The organism is Paenibacillus sp., assembly GCF_048976745.1.
In the GTDB taxonomy this organism is placed as follows: domain Bacteria; phylum Bacillota; class Bacilli; order Paenibacillales; family Paenibacillaceae; genus Paenibacillus.
The window spans coordinates 400,489-418,539 of sequence record NZ_JBHGUU010000005.1; the positions used below are offsets into that span (position 1 = coordinate 400,489).

Annotated in this window: 15 protein-coding genes; 6 read left to right on the plus strand and 9 right to left on the minus strand. The window is 48.2% G+C overall.

The window, feature by feature from the left end:
• Positions 1-408 precede the first annotated feature (408 nt).
• The 3 genes from ACE3K2_RS05585 to ACE3K2_RS05595 are packed head-to-tail and all read right to left on the minus strand — an operon-like array spanning position 409 to position 3,692.
• On the minus strand, positions 409-2,433 hold the full coding sequence (locus tag ACE3K2_RS05585; RefSeq protein WP_421887734.1) for a hypothetical protein: 2,025 nt from the start codon (positions 2,431-2,433) through the stop codon (positions 409-411).
• Positions 2,408-3,310, minus strand: a complete 903-nt coding sequence (locus ACE3K2_RS05590; protein WP_421887737.1) for an ABC transporter ATP-binding protein — start codon at positions 3,308-3,310, stop codon at positions 2,408-2,410. The genes ACE3K2_RS05585 and ACE3K2_RS05590 overlap by 26 nt, the downstream gene beginning before the upstream one ends.
• Entirely contained in the window at positions 3,303-3,692 is a 390-nt protein-coding gene (locus tag ACE3K2_RS05595; protein ID WP_105600873.1) for a GntR family transcriptional regulator, read from the minus strand. The genes ACE3K2_RS05590 and ACE3K2_RS05595 overlap by 8 nt, the downstream gene beginning before the upstream one ends.
• A 1,258-nt stretch (positions 3,693-4,950) precedes the next feature.
• On the opposite strand from ACE3K2_RS05595, the gene ACE3K2_RS05600 reads away from it, so the two are divergent.
• Together ACE3K2_RS05600 and ACE3K2_RS05605 are read left to right on the plus strand one after the other, a co-directional pair.
• Positions 4,951-5,856 (plus strand): futalosine hydrolase, encoded by a 906-nt coding sequence (locus tag ACE3K2_RS05600; RefSeq protein ID WP_421887740.1) that lies wholly within the window; start codon positions 4,951-4,953, stop codon positions 5,854-5,856.
• Positions 5,853-6,695: a 1,4-dihydroxy-6-naphthoate synthase gene (locus ACE3K2_RS05605; protein WP_421887743.1), complete on the plus strand. Its 843-nt coding sequence runs from the start codon at positions 5,853-5,855 to the stop codon at positions 6,693-6,695. Before ACE3K2_RS05600 ends, ACE3K2_RS05605 begins: the two co-directional genes overlap by 4 nt.
• A gap of 895 nt (positions 6,696-7,590) precedes the next feature.
• On the opposite strand, the gene ACE3K2_RS05610 is transcribed toward ACE3K2_RS05605, so the two are convergent.
• Both ACE3K2_RS05610 and ACE3K2_RS05615 read right to left on the minus strand, forming a co-directional pair.
• Positions 7,591-8,214 (minus strand): pyroglutamyl-peptidase I, encoded by a 624-nt coding sequence (locus ACE3K2_RS05610; RefSeq protein WP_421887746.1) that lies wholly within the window; start codon positions 8,212-8,214, stop codon positions 7,591-7,593.
• A gap of 21 nt (positions 8,215-8,235) precedes the next feature.
• On the minus strand, positions 8,236-9,237 hold the full coding sequence (locus ACE3K2_RS05615; RefSeq protein WP_421887750.1) for a Gfo/Idh/MocA family protein: 1,002 nt from the start codon (positions 9,235-9,237) through the stop codon (positions 8,236-8,238).
• Positions 9,238-9,875: 638 nt separating this feature from the next.
• Between ACE3K2_RS05615 and ACE3K2_RS05620 the strand changes: the two genes are divergently transcribed.
• The 4 genes from ACE3K2_RS05620 to ACE3K2_RS05635 all read left to right on the plus strand — a co-directional run bounded on the left by ACE3K2_RS05620 (position 9,876) and on the right by ACE3K2_RS05635 (position 14,813).
• Entirely contained in the window at positions 9,876-11,606 is a 1,731-nt protein-coding gene (locus ACE3K2_RS05620; RefSeq protein WP_421887754.1) for a helix-turn-helix domain-containing protein, read from the plus strand.
• A 99-nt stretch (positions 11,607-11,705) separates the two neighbouring features.
• Positions 11,706-12,779 (plus strand): FecCD family ABC transporter permease, encoded by a 1,074-nt coding sequence (locus tag ACE3K2_RS05625; protein ID WP_421887757.1) that lies wholly within the window; start codon positions 11,706-11,708, stop codon positions 12,777-12,779.
• Between the two features lie 2 nt (positions 12,780-12,781).
• Entirely contained in the window at positions 12,782-13,804 is a 1,023-nt protein-coding gene (locus ACE3K2_RS05630; RefSeq protein WP_421887759.1) for a FecCD family ABC transporter permease, read from the plus strand.
• Positions 13,805-13,865: 61 nt separating this feature from the next.
• Positions 13,866-14,813 (plus strand): iron-hydroxamate ABC transporter substrate-binding protein, encoded by a 948-nt coding sequence (locus ACE3K2_RS05635; protein ID WP_421887762.1) that lies wholly within the window; start codon positions 13,866-13,868, stop codon positions 14,811-14,813.
• Positions 14,814-14,945: 132 nt separating this feature from the next.
• On the opposite strand, the gene ACE3K2_RS05640 is transcribed toward ACE3K2_RS05635, so the two are convergent.
• The 4 genes from ACE3K2_RS05640 to ACE3K2_RS05655 form a co-directional block, all read right to left on the minus strand.
• Positions 14,946-15,368 (minus strand): macro domain-containing protein, encoded by a 423-nt coding sequence (locus tag ACE3K2_RS05640; protein WP_421887764.1) that lies wholly within the window; start codon positions 15,366-15,368, stop codon positions 14,946-14,948.
• A gap of 250 nt (positions 15,369-15,618) precedes the next feature.
• The gene (locus tag ACE3K2_RS05645; protein ID WP_421887766.1) at positions 15,619-16,524 is read right to left on the minus strand and encodes a TIGR02452 family protein; all 906 of its coding nucleotides are present in this window, start codon (positions 16,522-16,524) and stop codon (positions 15,619-15,621) included.
• Entirely contained in the window at positions 16,517-17,002 is a 486-nt protein-coding gene (locus ACE3K2_RS05650) for an NADAR family protein (RefSeq protein WP_421887769.1), read from the minus strand. Before ACE3K2_RS05650 ends, ACE3K2_RS05645 begins: the two co-directional genes overlap by 8 nt.
• Positions 17,003-17,094: 92 nt before the next feature.
• Entirely contained in the window at positions 17,095-18,033 is a 939-nt protein-coding gene (locus ACE3K2_RS05655) for an NUDIX hydrolase (protein ID WP_421887772.1), read from the minus strand.
• Positions 18,034-18,051 lie beyond the last annotated feature (18 nt).

The following is an 18,051-nucleotide window of genomic DNA, read 5'->3' on the forward strand; positions in this document are numbered from 1 at the left end:
CCAGCAAGCCATGATGATCTAAGAAGTCATGTTCGCTTGATCGTTCCAATAGGGAACAACAACATGCCATGGCCTCCTGTTCATTTATTGTTTCCTTCCAAGCTTCTGTATGCATCTGTCCCTACACCCTTTCTTCTAAAATGTTTAGCAGAATCGCTAACAAAATAAGCGAACGACAAAAAAAGCACCCGCAAGTCAGGCATTTGCCTGCTCTTACGGGTGCTTCCCTCATAAGCCGTTCCATATGAGATTCGATTGATTATCAAGTCGCTCGAACCTTCCCTTTTTCTAATATATTCCATTCGCTGTATCTGGTCAAGTCGTGTCTGATTTGCCTGGTCTAATATTAACCCTTCAATCAACGGGAGAACCCTTCCCGCTTATAGTTAACAACTTATACAACTCAGCTTATTGATTGACCAGTATGGCTTTCATTTCCTCCGTCAGATCTTCTTCTTTCAGCATCATGTAGATGTTCTCGCCACGAGTTACATTCAACTTAATCTGGTAGATGGTATCTTTCTCTGTTAGATAACCAGACCGTTGACGTTTGAGCAGATCGCTAATGATTTCTTTATTTTGGGTTGCGACCTGCTTCTTGATGCTTACACTCCCATCGATATATTCGGGCTGCGGAGTCGCCCACTGAAGCGAGCCCGGACTGTTAATCTCCTGCTTCGCAAACTGAGCGGAGACAATCTCATCTGCCTGGACAAGCAACTGATCGTATAATTTGTTCTCCTTCAGCCAAGCCAATACCCGATCATAGCTAGGTTTGATCTCAAAGTTCCACATCTCTCTCGGTTGAAATGGATCTTTCGAAGTAGAGTCCTGATTCATCTCCGCGTAAGCAAAAGACTGCCACGGAGAGCGCTGTTCTTCATAGGTCTGGTCCAAAATGTCCTGTTTCAATAGTTCCTTGAACTCACGGACTTGCTCCGGATTGCTGATGTACACCTTTCGGTATGAACTTGTGGAAGAACGAATGCCAAAACTTAATGCATCTTCTTCCAGCTTATACGTTTCAAAGGCAACTCTTTTGTAATCTCGGGACTGTTTCAGAGCCATTAATTCCTGATGGAATTCGGCTTCTGGAATGTAGTATTTACGTTTCATCACTTTGCCGTTATCCAGCTTGTAGTTAATAAATACATACTCATCGTTACGCATACCTGGATTGATTGGGTCATTCAGTATAGGAAGATCGGAATCCACAATTTTTTGATGAAGAGCGATAACTGCGCCCATGTATTCCGGATCATTGGAATAGAGGTGACCGTCATCCATTATCTGATTGACACCGTTACTGTAGATGTAACGCTCTCCGCCAAGCTTAATACTTTTAACCTTGTTCAGTTCAGGTACTCGGGCAGCGTATCCATTCCAGTCGGCAATAGGGATGTACAATACCAAACCAGCGACGATACCATACAGAATCAGCTTGGGCAGCAGCCTGTTGCTCCAGATCAGCCATGTTTTGCGAATAATCATCTCGGCAACGATATAACCTACAATTCCACCGAGGATATATCCGAAGATTCCCCATCCGGCTGATCCTCTAGGAGCAATAAGCGTGAAGTAAGCTCCGCCAATCAGAACCAACGTAAACATTAAACCAAATCGGAATATAGGTTTCACTAGAGTAAACGTAACTGCTTGCGTAGCAGATTCAACCTGTCTTCTCGCATAGAGTATATAAGTCAGAGGAATAAACAGGATTGCGAATATCGAATAGATTATAAGTTCTCCATTGGTGATAGGAGAGTAACTGATTGAAGCCATGCGAAGAACAATTGACATTTCCGCATTACGTCCCAATTCATCGTACGGATATCCAAGCAAATAATGCTGGAGATGAAGTGACATAATGAACCACACGACAACAGGTAACAAGAGAAGCGCGTACACAGTAAGCCCCTGCAATACAGATTGACCAATGCACATCCCGACTGCCACAGTTAGCATGAACATAAACAGCGAGTAGATACTCATGCTCAAGCCCCACATCCAGATCGTACTGCCATCAAACAGAAAAGCAGGTTGATCCAATACTGCCCATACCCAGCCGGTAATTGCAGTTGTAATCCAGATTGGAAGCAGGATCATGGCATATCCAGTCAACAGATTAACCGTTAACAGATGTTTACGACGTAATGGCAAACTATGGAACAGATCTGAAGGCGCACCAGACTGAATATACCGAAAAAGAAAGATACCAGCCGCTACAGGCAGTGTAATGGCGAACAGAATCTGCACTTCACCATTAGCCTGAAACAGACTTGTAATCTGCTGTGGCACGTCCCTGTACTCGGTAGCGATATATAACGGAAGTGAGAACAACAATGTGATCAGGTACAAAATGCCGATCCATCCATGTTGTCTGAAATTTTGGATCAGGATGCCCCGGTTACAGAACAATCGGTTGAATATCATACCCTGCGTCCTCCATTTCGTAGATAAAGATTTCTTCGAGCGTCAGAGGCAGTACATCCAGCAGATATGGATCATGTATACGAAATTGATCCGTTACCTGTTGTCGGTTGCCTTTGACAATGTACAGGGATACACTTCCCCGTTTCTCTTCGTGCAAAATATCAATCTGTTCCTCCATGGCTTTGGCATGGTCGGGGTGGCGGAAAGCAACCTGGATTTTATGCGTATCGGCCTTCAGATCATCGAGATCCTTCTCTACAATAATTCGGCCTTTGTGCATAATCGCCACATGGTCACACAGATCTTCGATCTCACGCAAGTTGTGCGACGAGATGACGATGGTTACCTGACGCTCAGCCGCTTCCTGGAACAGCAGGTTTTTGATCTGCTGGCGCATGACCGGGTCGAGGCCGTCAATCGGCTCATCCATCAGCAGCACTTCAGGCATACAGCTAAGTCCCAGCCATACTGCTGCCTGACGGCGCATGCCTTTGGACATGCGATGCAGCTTGCGTTTTACGTCCAATTTGAACACCGTCGCCAGTTGCTTGAACCGTTCCTCATTCCAGCGCGGATATACGGAACGATAAAATGCAGCCATCTGAGTTATGGAAGATTGCGGAAAAAAGTAGGGCGAATCTGCCATGAAAATGGTGCGGCCTTTGAGTTCCATATTTTCATAAATCTCAGCATCCTCAATACGAACAGTCCCGCTATCCTGACGGTAAATGCCAGCTATCATTTTGAGCAGCGATGTCTTGCCTGCCCCGTTGGAACCGAGCAAACCATAGATCGATCCCTTATGTATGTGCATCGTTACGCCATCCACTGCCTTTTCCTGTTCAAATGCTTTGACGACTTGATTCAGCTCAATCATGAGGCTCCTCCTTCTCTATACGGGCCATCGCTTCCTCAAACAAAAGCGTCATATCCGCTCTGGTCAAACCGGAATACGAAGCTTCTGCAATCAACTTCACCAGAGACTCTCTGATCTCATCTCTCATGGCTTCATTCGGATGTTCCACTGACGATGATACGAAGCTCCCTTTTCCCTGCAAAGAATAAATGTAACCTTCACGTTCAAGCTCGCGATACGCTTTCTGAATCGTATTTGGATTCACAGTCAGCTGCGTGGATAACGCACGAACGGAAGGAAGCTGCTCGTCGGGCTTTAGAATACCGTATACGATCATTTCTTTGACTTTGTCCACCAGTTGCTCGTAGATCGCCTTACGGCTGCGTACATCTAATTCGAACATCCCGCACCTCCTTTCTGTACATGTGTGAAATAACTTATCGGTTAAAATAATGACTGTATCTGAGGTGTATGTGTAGTTATCTGGATGTTAAAAGGCGTTACCTGAGCTGTACAACTGTACGTATTCAACGCTTAGGTGTATTAACTGTACTACTATTATTAATACAGTTAATTCGAATTGTCAACTGTTAACTTTGACTTCTGGTTTTATACGGAGTACGTTAAGAAGGATAGTCTATATGGTATATTTGACATATCGTTTTGGGCTGGAGAGCAGGTTCACTTCGGTTTAGGATGGGGCATGATCAAGGTGACATTCGCATGAGGTTAGGTGACACAGGCTTATTGAAGCGATATGACTACCTGAATTGATACGCCTACTTGAAACGTTGCGGTTATTTGATGTGGTACGCCTACCCGAGACCTTTGCTTGACGCTTTTGATAGAATTACATTGCAAAGGTTGTTCAGGTCTTTCCCCTTCCGTTATGATGGAGATGAACTATTGTTCAATATTCACTGTATCTTGATTACTTTTTTGTGCCGGTTTAGCCTGATTGATGGTTGGGTCTGTTACGCGTTAAATATGTTGCGCTGCGTTATAGATCTATTTTTTACACAGAAGTTGGCTGTTCAGCAGGCGGCTAAAATAGAGTTAGCGAAACTATATATTTGCTATAAGTTCGGATTTGCACAAATGAATTTGCATAAATGAGCTACTATGCAGGGGTCGAGTGTAGAATCGGCCTGTTATTCATTGGATTTGTTGGTCTAAAATTCGAAGGTATCGATATATGATTAGCGTTGATTGGGTCGGGGCAGTCTTCGGCCTTTTCAATCGCTTATCAGTTTAATTGGAGTGTCAACTTGTGCTGTCCGAACCGGGCATACATATTGTAGATATGTCTTTCAAAGGGTGGACACGGACCTGAGTAATCAAGCTGGAGTCGTCATTCTGCATATAGATTATTTTTTTTGTTTTATATATGAAAATGTCCATATGTAGTGTTCCGTCTTTCTGACAGGATAGATTGCCTTTTTAGAAAAAGTGTCCACTCTTTGAAAGACAAAATTAAGAGATATGTCTTTTTGTAGTGGACAAATATATACCCAAATTTAATTTATATAAGTTGAACTATACATGTACACAGAAATATAGAAGTCAGCCATACCCTAAAAAGTGTAGCTAAAAGCTTGCTGTAAGAAAGATACTATGGAGGCATAGTCTACGCTTCTAATACCTCACAAGGAGAATCGGCGATGAATGAACATAGGCAGGATGAAGAGAAAAATAATGAACCAAACGCGTCATTCGCAAATAGTGGACACCACGGGGAATTAACCGGGAAAAAAAACACTTCAGATATAAGTTCGATCCAAGCAAATTCATCACAACGTGTGTTAATTGTAACCGCGGTTGATGCGGAGAAAGACGCGGTCCTCCGCGGCTTGGGAGACACGGCCGCGGAACGTTTTGACGTCATTGCTGCGGGCGTTGGCCCAGCCTCGGCTGCAGCAGGAACAGCCGCTACATTGGCATATGCCGTAGCGGCTGCAAGCACAAGGGCGTTGGCGCAGGGTTCCACTGCGCCAAGCCCTTCCGATGTGGCACAGGCATCTGCCACATCTTCAAGGCCGGGGGCCCTTGCCGGGACCGGCTCTTCACCAGCCTACATGCTGGTGATCAGTGCCGGCATCGGCGGCGGGTTCCCCGGCCGGGCGGACGTCGGCTCCCTCGTGGTAGCCGATGCCATGGTTGCTGCCGATCTGGGCTCGCAGACGCCAGACGGCTTTCTTAGCGTGGACGAGCTCGGATTCGGCTCGTCCATTGTGGCAGCGGACGCGGAGCTTGCCGCTCGCCTGCGCCATGAGCTGCAGCGGGCCGGGCTCGCTGTCAGCGGAGGCACTGCGGTCACCGTGTCCACGGCGACCGGAACAGCGGAGACGGCCGCGGAGCTATTGCGCCGCGTGCCGGATGCCGCCGCCGAAGGCATGGAAGGCTTCGGCGTGGCAACAGCTGCCCAGCAGTTCGGCGTGCCAGCACTCGAACTGCGGGCCATATCCAACGCGGTCGGTCCACGCGACCGCGACGCTTGGCGCATCAAGGATGCCCTCGATGCGCTTCAGGCTGCAAGTTCCATTTTACGGGAGGTTATTACATCATGAAAATTGCATTTTCCCCTTGTCCAAATGATACATTTATCTTTCACGCATGGGTGCACGGTTTGATTCCGGGCGCACCTGAGCTCGAAGTCCGTTATGCGGATATTGATATTACCAATGGTCTGGCGGCAAATCCCGATGGACCAGATACTCCTGAAGTGATGAAAATATCTTATGCAGCACTGCCATACGTGTTATCTGACTATGCGCTGCTTCCTGCTGGAGGCGCACTCGGCAGAGGATGTGGTCCGCTGGTTCTGACAGCAAACGGTACGACCGATCCAGCATATCTGTCCGGACGACGAGTTGCTGTGCCAAGTGAACGCTCGACAGCATATCTATTATTCCGTCTGTGGGCAGCGCAAAATGTACCTGACGGTGTAGGCGAAATTGTTGTCATGCCATTCGACCAGATCATGCCTGCTGTGCGGGACGGCAAGATTGATGCCGGACTTGTTATCCATGAAGCACGCTTCACGTACCAGAACTATGATCTCAAACTGATGACGGATCTTGGTAACTGGTGGGAAAGTGACACAGGTCTTCCAATTCCGCTTGGAGCGATTATCGCACGTCGCAATATGGATGCTCATGCCCTCGCAGGATGGGCACGCGCCTCCGTTGAATATGCTTGGGCGCACCCGGATGAGTCGAGAGCATACGTGATGGAACATGCCCAAGAAATGGACCCTGACGTGGCTGCACAGCATATCGGACTGTATGTTAACGAATTCAGCGCCAACCTGGGCGATGATGGCTACGGTGCGATTACTGCACTACTTGGACGTGCCATGAAAGAAGGGCTCGTTCCCGAGTTCGATCTTGATCTGTTGCGGATCTAACTTTGCTATAATTCGAGTCAGTTTCTCTCTTCGCTATATATGTAAAGAACACAGCACATCTTATTTAGCCGAATCACGTGGTATGAGAATTCTAACGAATCTCAGACACCGTATTCGGCTAGAATTCGTTCGTTCATATCATCGACAAACTCACTTCTTCCACACAATAACGATCCTAGGATTCGTTAGAAATGGATATGTGCGTATTTTCGTCAAATAACGTGTGCTCGATTCGTTAGAGTCCTGCATAGGGTACGGGTTTACAAGCTTCTTCGCTAGCCAGCGTGATGGTCGTGTTCTATCGCCTTGTTTTTTAAGGGCCTGATTACTTCGAGTTGATAAAGGTAGTATTCAAAAGACTCACGAATTGGAGCCTCTCCTTCACACTCCCCTGCAACTGTTTCGCTGAATCCCTACTCTCCAGTAAAAGTTGTATAAGCCTTACCTAGTTTATGGTGTGGGGTTTGGGGTGTGGGGTTTTAGAGTCTAATTTCTAACTAGGCGAAATACTTGCATTAAGATTTGCTGCAAACTAGTGGCCTCACTAACCATGCTTGTGCTACACATGACACACAAAATAGAAAGAGCTGTCCCCTAACGTCAGATTCATGACGATCGGACAACTCTTTTTTTGACTTTATATACAACTTCATATTTCAACTTCATGTTCTACTTCATATTCAACTTTATATTTACACTCATATCTACCACTCTACTCGACCCAAGATCAAAGCAGAAAGAAACCCATGCAACTGCACGCTTCCCACGTCATCTTTAACCCTACTGTACTCCATCATTCCAACCCAACGCTCTCCCATTCAAAACTGCGGTCTACAAAACCAATCATCGCCTACGATCTGCTTCACAACCGCAGCCGAACAATCGCAATCATCCCCTACGATTCAGCCACAACCGTGCGGATCATGATCCGCAGCGCGTCCAGCATCGTGGGAATAGGCAGCGAAGGAACGGAAGGCTGCATCACAGCCATCTCTGTGGAGGCTGGAAAGTGTACAAATCCGGCACGAATCGGAAGCTGCTCTACTCGAATGTAATCCAGCACCCGGTACATTGTATTGTTGCAGATATATGTACCTGCTGTATTGGACACGGCAGCAGGAATACCTGCTGCGGACATGTCATCCACCATGGCACGTATGGGCAACGTGGAGAACAAACCGTCCGGGCTGCCGTCTACAATGGGTTCGTCCACCGGACGTTGTCCCTGGTTATCCGCGTAGGAGCCCGGCGGGATGTCTTTGACATTCACGGCAATCCGCTCCGGTGTGATGCATGTTCTGCCCTTGGCCAGCCCACAGGCGATGACAATATCGGGCCGATAGGCTTCCATCTCTGCGATCAGCAGATCTGCACATTCATCAAAATGTACGGGCAACAGCACTGTTTTTAGCTCAGCACCCTCCATCACTTCGTTCACAAGGGCTTCCATTAACGCTCCTGTTGGATTCACCGCATCCCCGCCAAAAGGTTCAAACCCGGATATCAGAATCTTCACCATCACACGTCAGCTCCCGTCTGTTTACTCCGATTTGTAACGCAATCCCCACTGACCCCGAATCGTGTCCATCAGCTTCATGATTTCCAGGGATTCGTCCAGTTTGATGGTATTGCTCTCCGTGCGGCCTTCCAAGATACAACGTCCCGCTTCTTCTGCCTCAAAAGCATAACCAATACATGTTCGATCATCGGTGAACTTCTCGGGCTCGTCCTGACCATTCACATGCAGATAGGCTTCTTTGCCCGCCAGGAATAAAGGGAGACGAATCTTGCCTTCCGTACCGTATATGACCGCTTCATTGCTAAGGTTCAGACGAATGGCAGCACTCAGTGATGCAGAACGTCCCTCGGAATAGGACAACAACACGGAAAACTGCTCGTCCACACCCGTCTCACCGATATTCGCCGTACTCCAGACATGCTGGGGCTGTTCGCCAAAGATCATCGAAGCAAAGGAGATCGGGTACACCCCTGCATCCAACAAAGCTCCCCCACCCAGGTCCGGGTTAAGTAACCTTCCTTCCGGCTCCCAACCGACACGGAATCCAAAGTCTGCCTGAAGCAAACGCACTTCACCGATTCGTCCTTCTGCAATCCATGCTCTGGCTTGAGCGATCGGCGGCAAAAAGCGTGTCCACATTCCTTCCATCAGAAAAAGGTTGCGCTCACGTGCCGTCTCCACCAGTTGCTCCAATTGACGCGCATTCATTGTAAACGGCTTTTCACAGAGCACCGCCTTGCCTGCCTCCAGACAAGCCATCACATTCTCCTTATGCACAGGATGAGGTGTTGCCACATAGATAATATCCACTTCAGGATCTTGCAGCATCTCATCATACGAGCCGTAAGCGCGTGCAAAACCATATTCAGCTGCAAACTTCTCCGCGCTTCCCGCTGTCCGTGAACCTACCGCTGCTTTCACCGCGTTCCCGGCATGCTCCAGATCCTTTGCGAATTGGGATGCAATCCATCCCGTGCCCATAATGCCCCAACGTACTTTGTCCCGTCCCGCTACTTCAGTCATATCGAAGCCTCCCTACTGCATATTTAGTTGAAAAGGTTCATGATTCAGATCAGGCCAACATGTTATCCCCTTTATTTTACCAAAAAGAAACGCTTACGTCAGAAAACGTTTTCGATTATTTTACTTTTATTTACGTTCATTAAACTTCCAACTCCTCAGCGCCTCGAACATATCTGTGCACATTTCAATTCTCCAGTAGATTTGCTAAGATTATCAGCAGACCAGGGCCAAGAGATCTTGTCCCTTCCCATGGTTGTAACCAGCATAATCCTGTTAAATTAACCATCACACCTGATCAACCACATCATATCCCTGTCTTACAGGTATAAAATATCTGACTATACTGCGAACGGACCCTGACAGACAAGGCAGCCAACAATTATACTCCAGCGTCTCCGAGCTGAAGGTAAGCTCTTGGTATAGCTTCCACAAAGCGCGATCCTAATTCTGCACATGTGTCCACACGGCATGATCCGGGTATATCCCCTGTTCAATCCATACAATTTTTGCATAATACCACGCGCATCAATAGGTGTTCAAGAAAGACGTTCAGGTAGAAAAAGTAGAAAAATATGATACTTTCCAGATTTCATCATGACCTAAATAACTGTTCAAACGAGAGGAGGTCGCATCGCACCATGACTACCATCCCCGGTACCGCCCACAGCAGCATGAATTCACACATGTTACATCAACAGACACTTCCCAATTCAGAAAAGGAATCCTCAACCCGGACAGGACTGGATGCCTTCCTGAATGATACCCTGATCGAACTTCGTCAGGCAGAACATATAATAACCCGAGGGAAATGGCGCTGGTCCACAACGGAGCTTGCTCATCATACCTTCATATATATGCACAAATTCACGGGCACACTGATCATGAATGGGACCGAATCCCACGTAGCTCGCAAATCAGCTTGTCTCTGCACACCAGGTACCTCAATTGAACTGACCGGAGATGAAGAGCATGATATTGAACTGTACATCATTCACTTCGATCTGTATCGGGCTACGGAGAAAACAAAAGCCAGACGCATCTACGAACGTGAGCTCAGCTCACCGGTTACAGGCTGGATTCAGGGCCCCTTTTACGGTATACAGCGCATTGCCGTGCAGCTTACACAACTTAACAACGATAATTCGCAAAAAGACTTGAAAGCACAGCTCTTCCTGACGGAACTGTTACATATGCTCTGGCCTCAAGAAAACCAGACTGACGTAGTGGCTGGACAGGATGAACCCGAACAGTGGCTCAGGTCGACCCTGCAATACATGCGCGAAAACTACATGCACGAGATCAAGCTGGAAAAGCTGGCCGAACTGGCTGACATGCATCCATCCTATTATTCACAGCTATTCAAGAGCCGCATGCAGAAGAATCCGATTGAATACATCACTCATCTGCGTATGAACCGGGCCAAGGAATTGCTGCTCACTTCCGATCTGCGTATCCGTGATGTGGCTCGTGAAGTGGGTTACCGTGACGAGTTTTATTTCAGCCGACGTTTCCGGAACCATGCTGGATATGCTCCCACTTCCTATGCAAAGCAGGTCCACCGGAATATCGTGTCGCTCTCCTACCCATACACGGATCACCTGATGACACTGGGTATCACGCCTTGTGCTGCTCAGATTCAAGGCCATCTGCCTCATATGCCGAAATCACTGGCGCTGCCCTTCCACGCTTATGAACCGTGGGAACAGGGACGTCAGGCTTTCCTTGATGTGAATCCTGAATTGATTCTGACCAAGGACAACGCAACAGCAAAAGCCATGGAGCATATTGGCGATGTCGCCCCCATCATCACGATTCCCTGGAACCAGACAGACGTCTTTGGTCATCTGCATCAGATTGCATCCATTGTAGATCGTACCCAAGCCGCGACAGATTGGCTCGATCGTCATGAACGCAAAGCGGAGCGTGCACGCAAAAAAGTGAAGGAATTGGCCGGAGATATTACCGTTGCCGTTGGCACGTTAACGCCTAAAGGTCCACGGATGTACAGCCAACGCAACTTTGGACACGTCTTTTACCGCAGTCTGCAATTGGCCGCTCCTCAACGCATTCAGACCGAACTGGCTGGCAAATCTCCCGGCGTTGGATTCAACTGGCTGCCCTTCACACCAGGAGATTGGGACGGACTGGAAGCCGATGTGCTGGTACTGGCGATTAATTCTATGCATGAAAAGGCAACACTGTTGAAAGAGATGACTTCGAATCCACTATGGAACAGCCATCCTGCGGTCAAAAACGGACGTGTACATCTCATCGACTGGCACTCATGGGTCGTATATGCTCCATATTCCATCAACATCCAGCTCGATGAAGCGCTCTATATGTTGACGAACAAACCTTCACTTTTGTAATCTAAAAAATGTCCATCTCTCAAATCTTAATTTATGCCATGTACGGGCCTGAATTAAGATTCTATAATGTTGACTAATTGATAATGATAATCAATAACAATGAAATGCGTTGTTGGTACCAAAGGAGTGACCCGTATTCAACATCCGGGACTGCCACATCGTCCATCTAATTCGAAAAAATCTGCAGTGACCGTTGGGCTGACGTTTTTGTCTGCCATAGCCATACTGCTGCTAAGTATGTTTGTCGCCATCTCTTTAGGTGCCAAAGGGCTAACGCTGGAAACCGTATGGGCTGCCATATTTCAGTACAACCCAGCTTTGACACCACATCAGATTATTCATGAGCTGCGGCTGCCTCGTGTCCTTGCCGCGGTTATTATCGGCGCTGCCTTTGCCGTTGCAGGAGCTTTAATGCAAGGTATTACGCGTAATCCACTGGCAGACACGGGCATTCTGGGCATCAATGCCGGAGCCACTTTTGTCGTAGCATTGAGCTTTGCCTTTTGGCCCGGACTGTCATATGGCTGGATCATGGTTTTATCATTCGTGGGGGCTGTTCTGGGCACACTGCTAATCTTCCTGCTTGGAATGGCAGCACCTGGTGGTCTGAATTCCATCAGACTGACCGTTGCCGGGGCCGTTATTGCAGCCATGTTAACCTCGCTCAGCACAGGCGTTGCCATTTATTTTGACCTGAGTCAGGATCTGGCCTTCTGGTATGCGGGAGGGTTTGGCGGAATCGAATGGCGGCATCTGAAGCTGATTCTTCCCGTGCTGCTCGTGACACTGGTGCTGATTATGCCACTCGCCCGGCGTGTATCCCTTATGTCACTCGGTGAAGAAGTGGCGATTAATCTCGGGATCAACCTGCGCTTGACGAGGTTTCTCGCCCTCGCAGCGGTTGTTGTGCTGGCTGGTGTGTCCGTGTCAGCAGTAGGCTCGATTGGATTTGTCGGACTCGTCATCCCTCATATCTCCCGCAAACTGGTGGGTGTGGATTATCGACTCATCATTCCGATGTCTTCTCTGCTTGGAGCGATATTACTGGTGCTCGCCGATCTGGGCTCACGCATCGTGAACCCGCCCGAGGAACTCGCGGTAGGCATTATGGTCGCTTTTGTCGGTGTGCCATTCTTCCTCTATTTGGCCCGTAAAGAAAGGAGGGCCTTGTAGCGATGAATTTTAATACACCTTCACGATCACGAGGTAAACGTTCGTTAGTCGTCAGTATCACACTGCTCTGCATTGCCATTGCCGTTATTGTGATCAGCCTGAACACGGGAACCATTCGTCTCTCCCCAGTGGCTGTGTTACAGACGTTGTTTGGTCATGGCAGTTCAGATGATCAGATTGTACTGTTTGATTACCGCCTGCCTCGCATCCTGGTCACTGTACTGGCCGGAGCAGGACTTGGTATTGCCGGAGCAGCCTTGCAAGGGATCACCCGCAATCCACTGGCGGACCCGGGTATTCTGGGATTACATGCTGGGGCAGCGTTTGGACTCATGGTGTTTGTTAGCCTGTCCTTTACAATGGACGGCTCTGTAGCCTTATTCATTCCGTTATTTGCTTTTGCAGGCAGTGTGGCTGCCGCCCTGATCATCATGCTGTTATCTTATGATCGGCACAACGGCGTATCTCCCATTAAGCTGATTCTGGTGGGAATCGCGGTAGCCGCCGGGTTCCATGCGTTGACACTCTACCTATCCCTGCGTTTGGATGAAGACACCTATTCATTTGCCGCTCGCTGGTTGGCAGGTAGCGTCTGGGGTCGGGATTGGATTCATGTGCAAGCACTGCTTCCTTGGGTGGTGTTATGTATCTCGTACATTTGGAGTCGATCCAAAACGCTTGATGCCTTCAATCTTGGAGATGCTGCCGCAACCAGTATCGGGACACCTGTTCGATCCCAACGTGTTATTTTGCTGCTCTGTGCCGTGGCCTTGTCTGCCGTCAGTGTATCGATGGCTGGTGGGATTGGCTTTATCGGTCTGGCAGCACCACATCTGGCGCGCAGGCTTGTCGGTCCGATGCATCGGCATCTGATCCCTGCTGCCGGGCTCATCGGTATGGTTATTCTGGTGAGCGCCGATACAATCGGGCGAACGATCTTTCAGCCTAACGCCATTCCGGCAGGTGTAGTGGTTGCCGCGATTGGCGCACCTTACTTTTTGTACCTGTTAGTACGAAGCAAGTAATCTTTTTTTCACAAAAACAATAAAGACATCCAAGAGATGTTCAAGGAGAATGTGACTACCCATGTTAAAGAAAAATCTTATGCTGGTCATGAGTATCTGTCTGGTGCTTGTGCTCGCAGCCTGTGGAACGGCCAATAATTCATCATCTGGTTCAGGCAGTTCATCCACAGATACTTCAAACAACAATCAGGACAACAGTGCAAGTTCAGGAGAGCCACGTATTGCCTCCATGTCGATCCATCTGACCAATGATCTGCTGTCTCTCGGTATTACTCCGGTTGGCTCCGTTATTGGCGGCGAAGCCAAAGGCTTCCTGTCCCATGTTGCTGATCGCCTGCAAAATACAACGCCACTTGGTCCGGTTAAAGACCCGGATATGGAAGCTTTGCTTGCCCTGAAACCCGATGTAATCTATCTGGACGAAGAATTCTCCGGTGATGATATTGCCAAATTCGAGAAAATTGCTCCAGTGCATGTCTTCAATCTGGATGACGGTACATGGCGCGATCATCTGAAAGACATTGGCAAACTCGTGAATCGCGAGAAGGAAGCCGAACAGTACATTCAGGACTATGCGACCGAAACGGAAGAAGTGAAATCTCTGATTCATGACACGATTGGTGATGGTACCGTAATGGCGATTCGTGTTACTGCCAAAGAATTACGTGTGTTCAGTACACGCCGTCCCATGGGTCCCATTTTGTATGAGGATCTCGGTCTGACTCCTGCCAAAGGGATCACAGATATCGATTCGACTAAACCGTATCAGGTCGTCTCTCGTGAAATATTGCCGGACTATGATGCAGATGCGATCTTTGTGGTTGTGAATTCGGATGATGAAGCTCAAACCATGTTCAAGGAGCTGCAAAACAATCCGATCTGGCAAGGTCTGAAAGCAGTCAAAGCCGGTCATGTCTACCCGATTGGGGCACAACCTTGGCTTGATTACTCATCGATTGGTAACAAAATGGCCATGGATGAAGCGAAAGAAATGTTCTCCAAAAAATAACCAAAAAAACCTCACTTTGAAATCGGAACAACGTTGGTATGAATCATACTGACGCTCTATTCCGGTCAAAGCTGAGGTTTTTTCTTTTGAATCTATCAGCAAGCTGCAATCTACCTTTTCCACTCTGCGTACTCACACTGTACAGACAACAATCTCAACATCGGTATCGGCAAAAGCTTCCTGAATAATCGGGCTGACTTTCTCCCATTTCAGTCTGTCCAACCCGCATCCTATTCGGGGCATCGCCAGTTTCGTAATACCTTTCATCACACATATGTCCCGCATGGATTCTACCGCATTCGTCAACGATTGGTACGTCGGCTTGTTGGAGAACTTTGCTTTGGTGACCAGATTGAGCGTCCGTCCTACCGGATAACATCGTCCAATCTCAAGCGGCTCTTGTTTGGCCCGTTCTTGAAGATTCTCCAATCCGAATCGCTCGCGAAACTGTACCGCAATGCCCTTGCCCATCCTTGCATCAGCTGATATGCAGTGCGCAAGCGAGTAATTATCTCCCAGTTCAAATAAATCTTGTTGTCTCTCATGGAACTGCATGGCATTCCTCTCCTTTATATCACGTGCTCTTATTCAATCTATATAGGTTGAACTAAAGATTATTTACACTGACACTACGATGACAGAATAACCTTCCAATCGCTGTTATCCCCAGATTTTTTTGATTCCTTTTTCTATGAAGGGAAAATCCGGGGATAAAGGCGAACGCTTTGCTTTTTCAGGTCTTTTCTGTCCTCTCCGTTATCGTGCAAATGATTAGTTCAACATATCGAGATCCTTATTTTACTTATTAGGCCTCTGCCAAAATACGTTGAAATGCCTTTAATGTTCTCTGACCTGCTGATCGATCATATACGGCAAATACAATGCGTTCAAAGGCGTCCTTATAAGCCTCTCCCACTAACACATCATGAAAATACTTCGCCACCACTGCCGGTTCATTACGAAATACACCGCAACCGTACGCACCCAGAACAATCGCGCGGTGACCATTCACAGCAGCCACGTCCAGAATATAACGGATGCGTTCCTTCATCACCGACTCAATCTGTAGATCATCCGCTTCTTCACGCTCTTTCACCACACCCGCATTCACCGCCGGCGCAGTAATGAATGAGGATACATAATATTGGTCCAGCAGTCTGTCTTCATCATCACGGATCACCGGAACATCCGGTGAATAGATCATATAATTTGAATAGAGACCCGATCGCTGTTTGCGATTGTATTCGTACATTTCATCCATTTGAGCGATACACGGGTATAGACCTGTCGCTCGGGCCAGACTCTCTTCCTGTGCCTGACTTCCGCCTAGGAAGCCGCCGCCCGGATTTTTCGCTGATGCAAAGTTGAGACAGACCACATCTTCTCTTCCTTCAGCTACCGTCAAACGTAAAGCAGCTCCAAGTGTCGTCTCACCAGTAACTTCAATGCGAACTGACACAGCTTCAACGTCAGCGGATGGGGCTGCCGATGAAGTTGCAATGCGAGGTGCTATAGAACGCTTTTCTCTGAGCGCGGACAATGCTGCTGGACGGTATAAGACCGAATTTCGGATGGCTTGCTGCACATCTGTACCGATCTCAACCTTGCGATCATACCCATTTACGTATTGCCCTTCATCCAAAATAGCCAACGTCTGCTTTGCGATATTAGCCCGCATAGAACGTGAATTAGAGCCACGCTTATCACTCATCTGAATCACTTCCTATATCTTCTCTTAGACGGGTCAGAATCTCACCCAGCCAGTTGGTTCCCCGCCATGTTCTTCGATTGCGAATACGCGGGTCTTCCTCCGCCAGTCCCACACCCCAGATGCGATCATCCGGACTTGCTTCCACAAGGGTCGTTCCACGAGTGGCGCGCAGCGCGGTCAGCAGTTCTTCGTTTTGTGTAAATTTGGCCCAATTCCCCTCGTAAACGATGCGCTGGCACTCAGCTTCCCATAAAGTCTGGTCGAAGCCCGCGACCTGTCTGCCCAGCTTTTTTTGTACCGAAGCAGAGCTTGCCCTCAGAATCTTGTCTGCGATGGTCTGATCGCCAAACAGCAGCGCTTTCTGGTGCATCATGTATTGCTCCGCACTCGTATATTGGACCCCGTCCACGGTAAAATCCGCCGGGTGCCACTGTGAGAACGGAGATGCCGTCCGCCAGAAATACGTAAACTTTTCCATCCTTATCCCCTCTTTACTTGATCCTCATGTATGCAATTATCCCGCAAACGTATTGAATGACATCATTCTATTTCGTTGATGCATACCATCTTCTATGGGTTCTGCCTCTCTGGATTCAATCTGTATAAACGTGAGGGTCGATGACCGGCACTGCTCGCATACTCTCCCGTCTCAATGACCCAATCGGCAATTTTGCGCCGGAAAGCGGCAGCCAGCAGTTTTTTGCCACTGATGATCTCATGAACTTTCTGAAGTGCAGTCAGTGTGAACGTCTCCGGCATCAGATTAAATGCAATATCCGTGTATTCAATCTTGGATCGCAGACGTTCAAGCGCATAATGAATGATTTTGGCATGATCAAATGCAATCCCCTGAACCTCACCCAACGTCATACGATGGCTCCGCACTTTTCCTTCAATCGTCTCTCTCGTCTCGACAATTGCCGACAACTCTTCTGTTCCATTGGTCAAAATCAACTGCAGCCTGCGTTCTGTCACACGTCCACGCTCATGGATATGGCGTTTCTCTTCCAGAAGTCGCTGCTCCACCCGAAACCAATTGGCCTCACTGGCATCATCACCAGCCTGAAGTTCCAGCTCACTGCTATCAACCAGCGCCATATAGGAACAGCTGATGACCCGTGTACGCGGATCTCGTTCCACATCTCCCCAGGTGTACAGTTGTTCCAGATAAATATCATCCAGCCCGGTCTCCGTCAACAATTCCCGCCGAGCAGCATCTTCCAATGATTCCTGCATGGAGACAAATCCGCCCGGTAACGCCCAATGTCCCAGATAGGGATGGCCGCCCCGCCGAATCATCAGCAACTGGAGTTCGGGTTCCGCGAGCTTGCGATAATTCTCCTGAGCTTCACTGCGGATCGTAAATACCAACATGTCCACGGTGACGGAAGGACGTTCGTAATTGCCAGCATCATAGCTGTCCAAAAACTGTTCTTCACTGATATGTGCCTGATCGTGATGCTCCCGGTGATCGGGGGCTTTTCCTCCAGAGAAACCTTCGTAAGTCATACTATACAAACCCCATTC

Bases quoted from the DNA above. Each gene is read 5' to 3' on its own strand.
- ACE3K2_RS05650 (WP_421887769.1), bottom strand. From the start codon at position 17,002: ATGGAAAAGTTTACGTATTTCTGGCGGACGGCATCTCCGTTCTCACAG.
- ACE3K2_RS05595 (WP_105600873.1), bottom strand. From the start codon at position 3,692: ATGTTCGAATTAGATGTACGCAGCCGTAAGGCGATCTACGAGCAACTG.
- ACE3K2_RS05610 (WP_421887746.1), bottom strand. From the start codon at position 8,214: ATGGTGAAGATTCTGATATCCGGGTTTGAACCTTTTGGCGGGGATGCG.
- ACE3K2_RS05590 (WP_421887737.1), bottom strand. From the start codon at position 3,310: ATGATTGAGCTGAATCAAGTCGTCAAAGCATTTGAACAGGAAAAGGCA.
- ACE3K2_RS05635 (WP_421887762.1), top strand. From the start codon at position 13,866: ATGTTAAAGAAAAATCTTATGCTGGTCATGAGTATCTGTCTGGTGCTT.
- ACE3K2_RS05620 (WP_421887754.1), top strand. From the start codon at position 9,876: ATGACTACCATCCCCGGTACCGCCCACAGCAGCATGAATTCACACATG.
- ACE3K2_RS05585 (WP_421887734.1), bottom strand. From the start codon at position 2,433: ATGATATTCAACCGATTGTTCTGTAACCGGGGCATCCTGATCCAAAAT.
- ACE3K2_RS05630 (WP_421887759.1), top strand. From the start codon at position 12,782: ATGAATTTTAATACACCTTCACGATCACGAGGTAAACGTTCGTTAGTC.
- ACE3K2_RS05655 (WP_421887772.1), bottom strand. From the start codon at position 18,033: ATGACTTACGAAGGTTTCTCTGGAGGAAAAGCCCCCGATCACCGGGAG.
- ACE3K2_RS05640 (WP_421887764.1), bottom strand. From the start codon at position 15,368: ATGCAGTTCCATGAGAGACAACAAGATTTATTTGAACTGGGAGATAAT.
- ACE3K2_RS05625 (WP_421887757.1), top strand. From the start codon at position 11,706: ATGAAATGCGTTGTTGGTACCAAAGGAGTGACCCGTATTCAACATCCG.
- ACE3K2_RS05615 (WP_421887750.1), bottom strand. From the start codon at position 9,237: ATGACTGAAGTAGCGGGACGGGACAAAGTACGTTGGGGCATTATGGGC.
- ACE3K2_RS05645 (WP_421887766.1), bottom strand. From the start codon at position 16,524: ATGAGTGATAAGCGTGGCTCTAATTCACGTTCTATGCGGGCTAATATC.
- ACE3K2_RS05600 (WP_421887740.1), top strand. From the start codon at position 4,951: ATGAATGAACATAGGCAGGATGAAGAGAAAAATAATGAACCAAACGCG.
- ACE3K2_RS05605 (WP_421887743.1), top strand. From the start codon at position 5,853: ATGAAAATTGCATTTTCCCCTTGTCCAAATGATACATTTATCTTTCAC.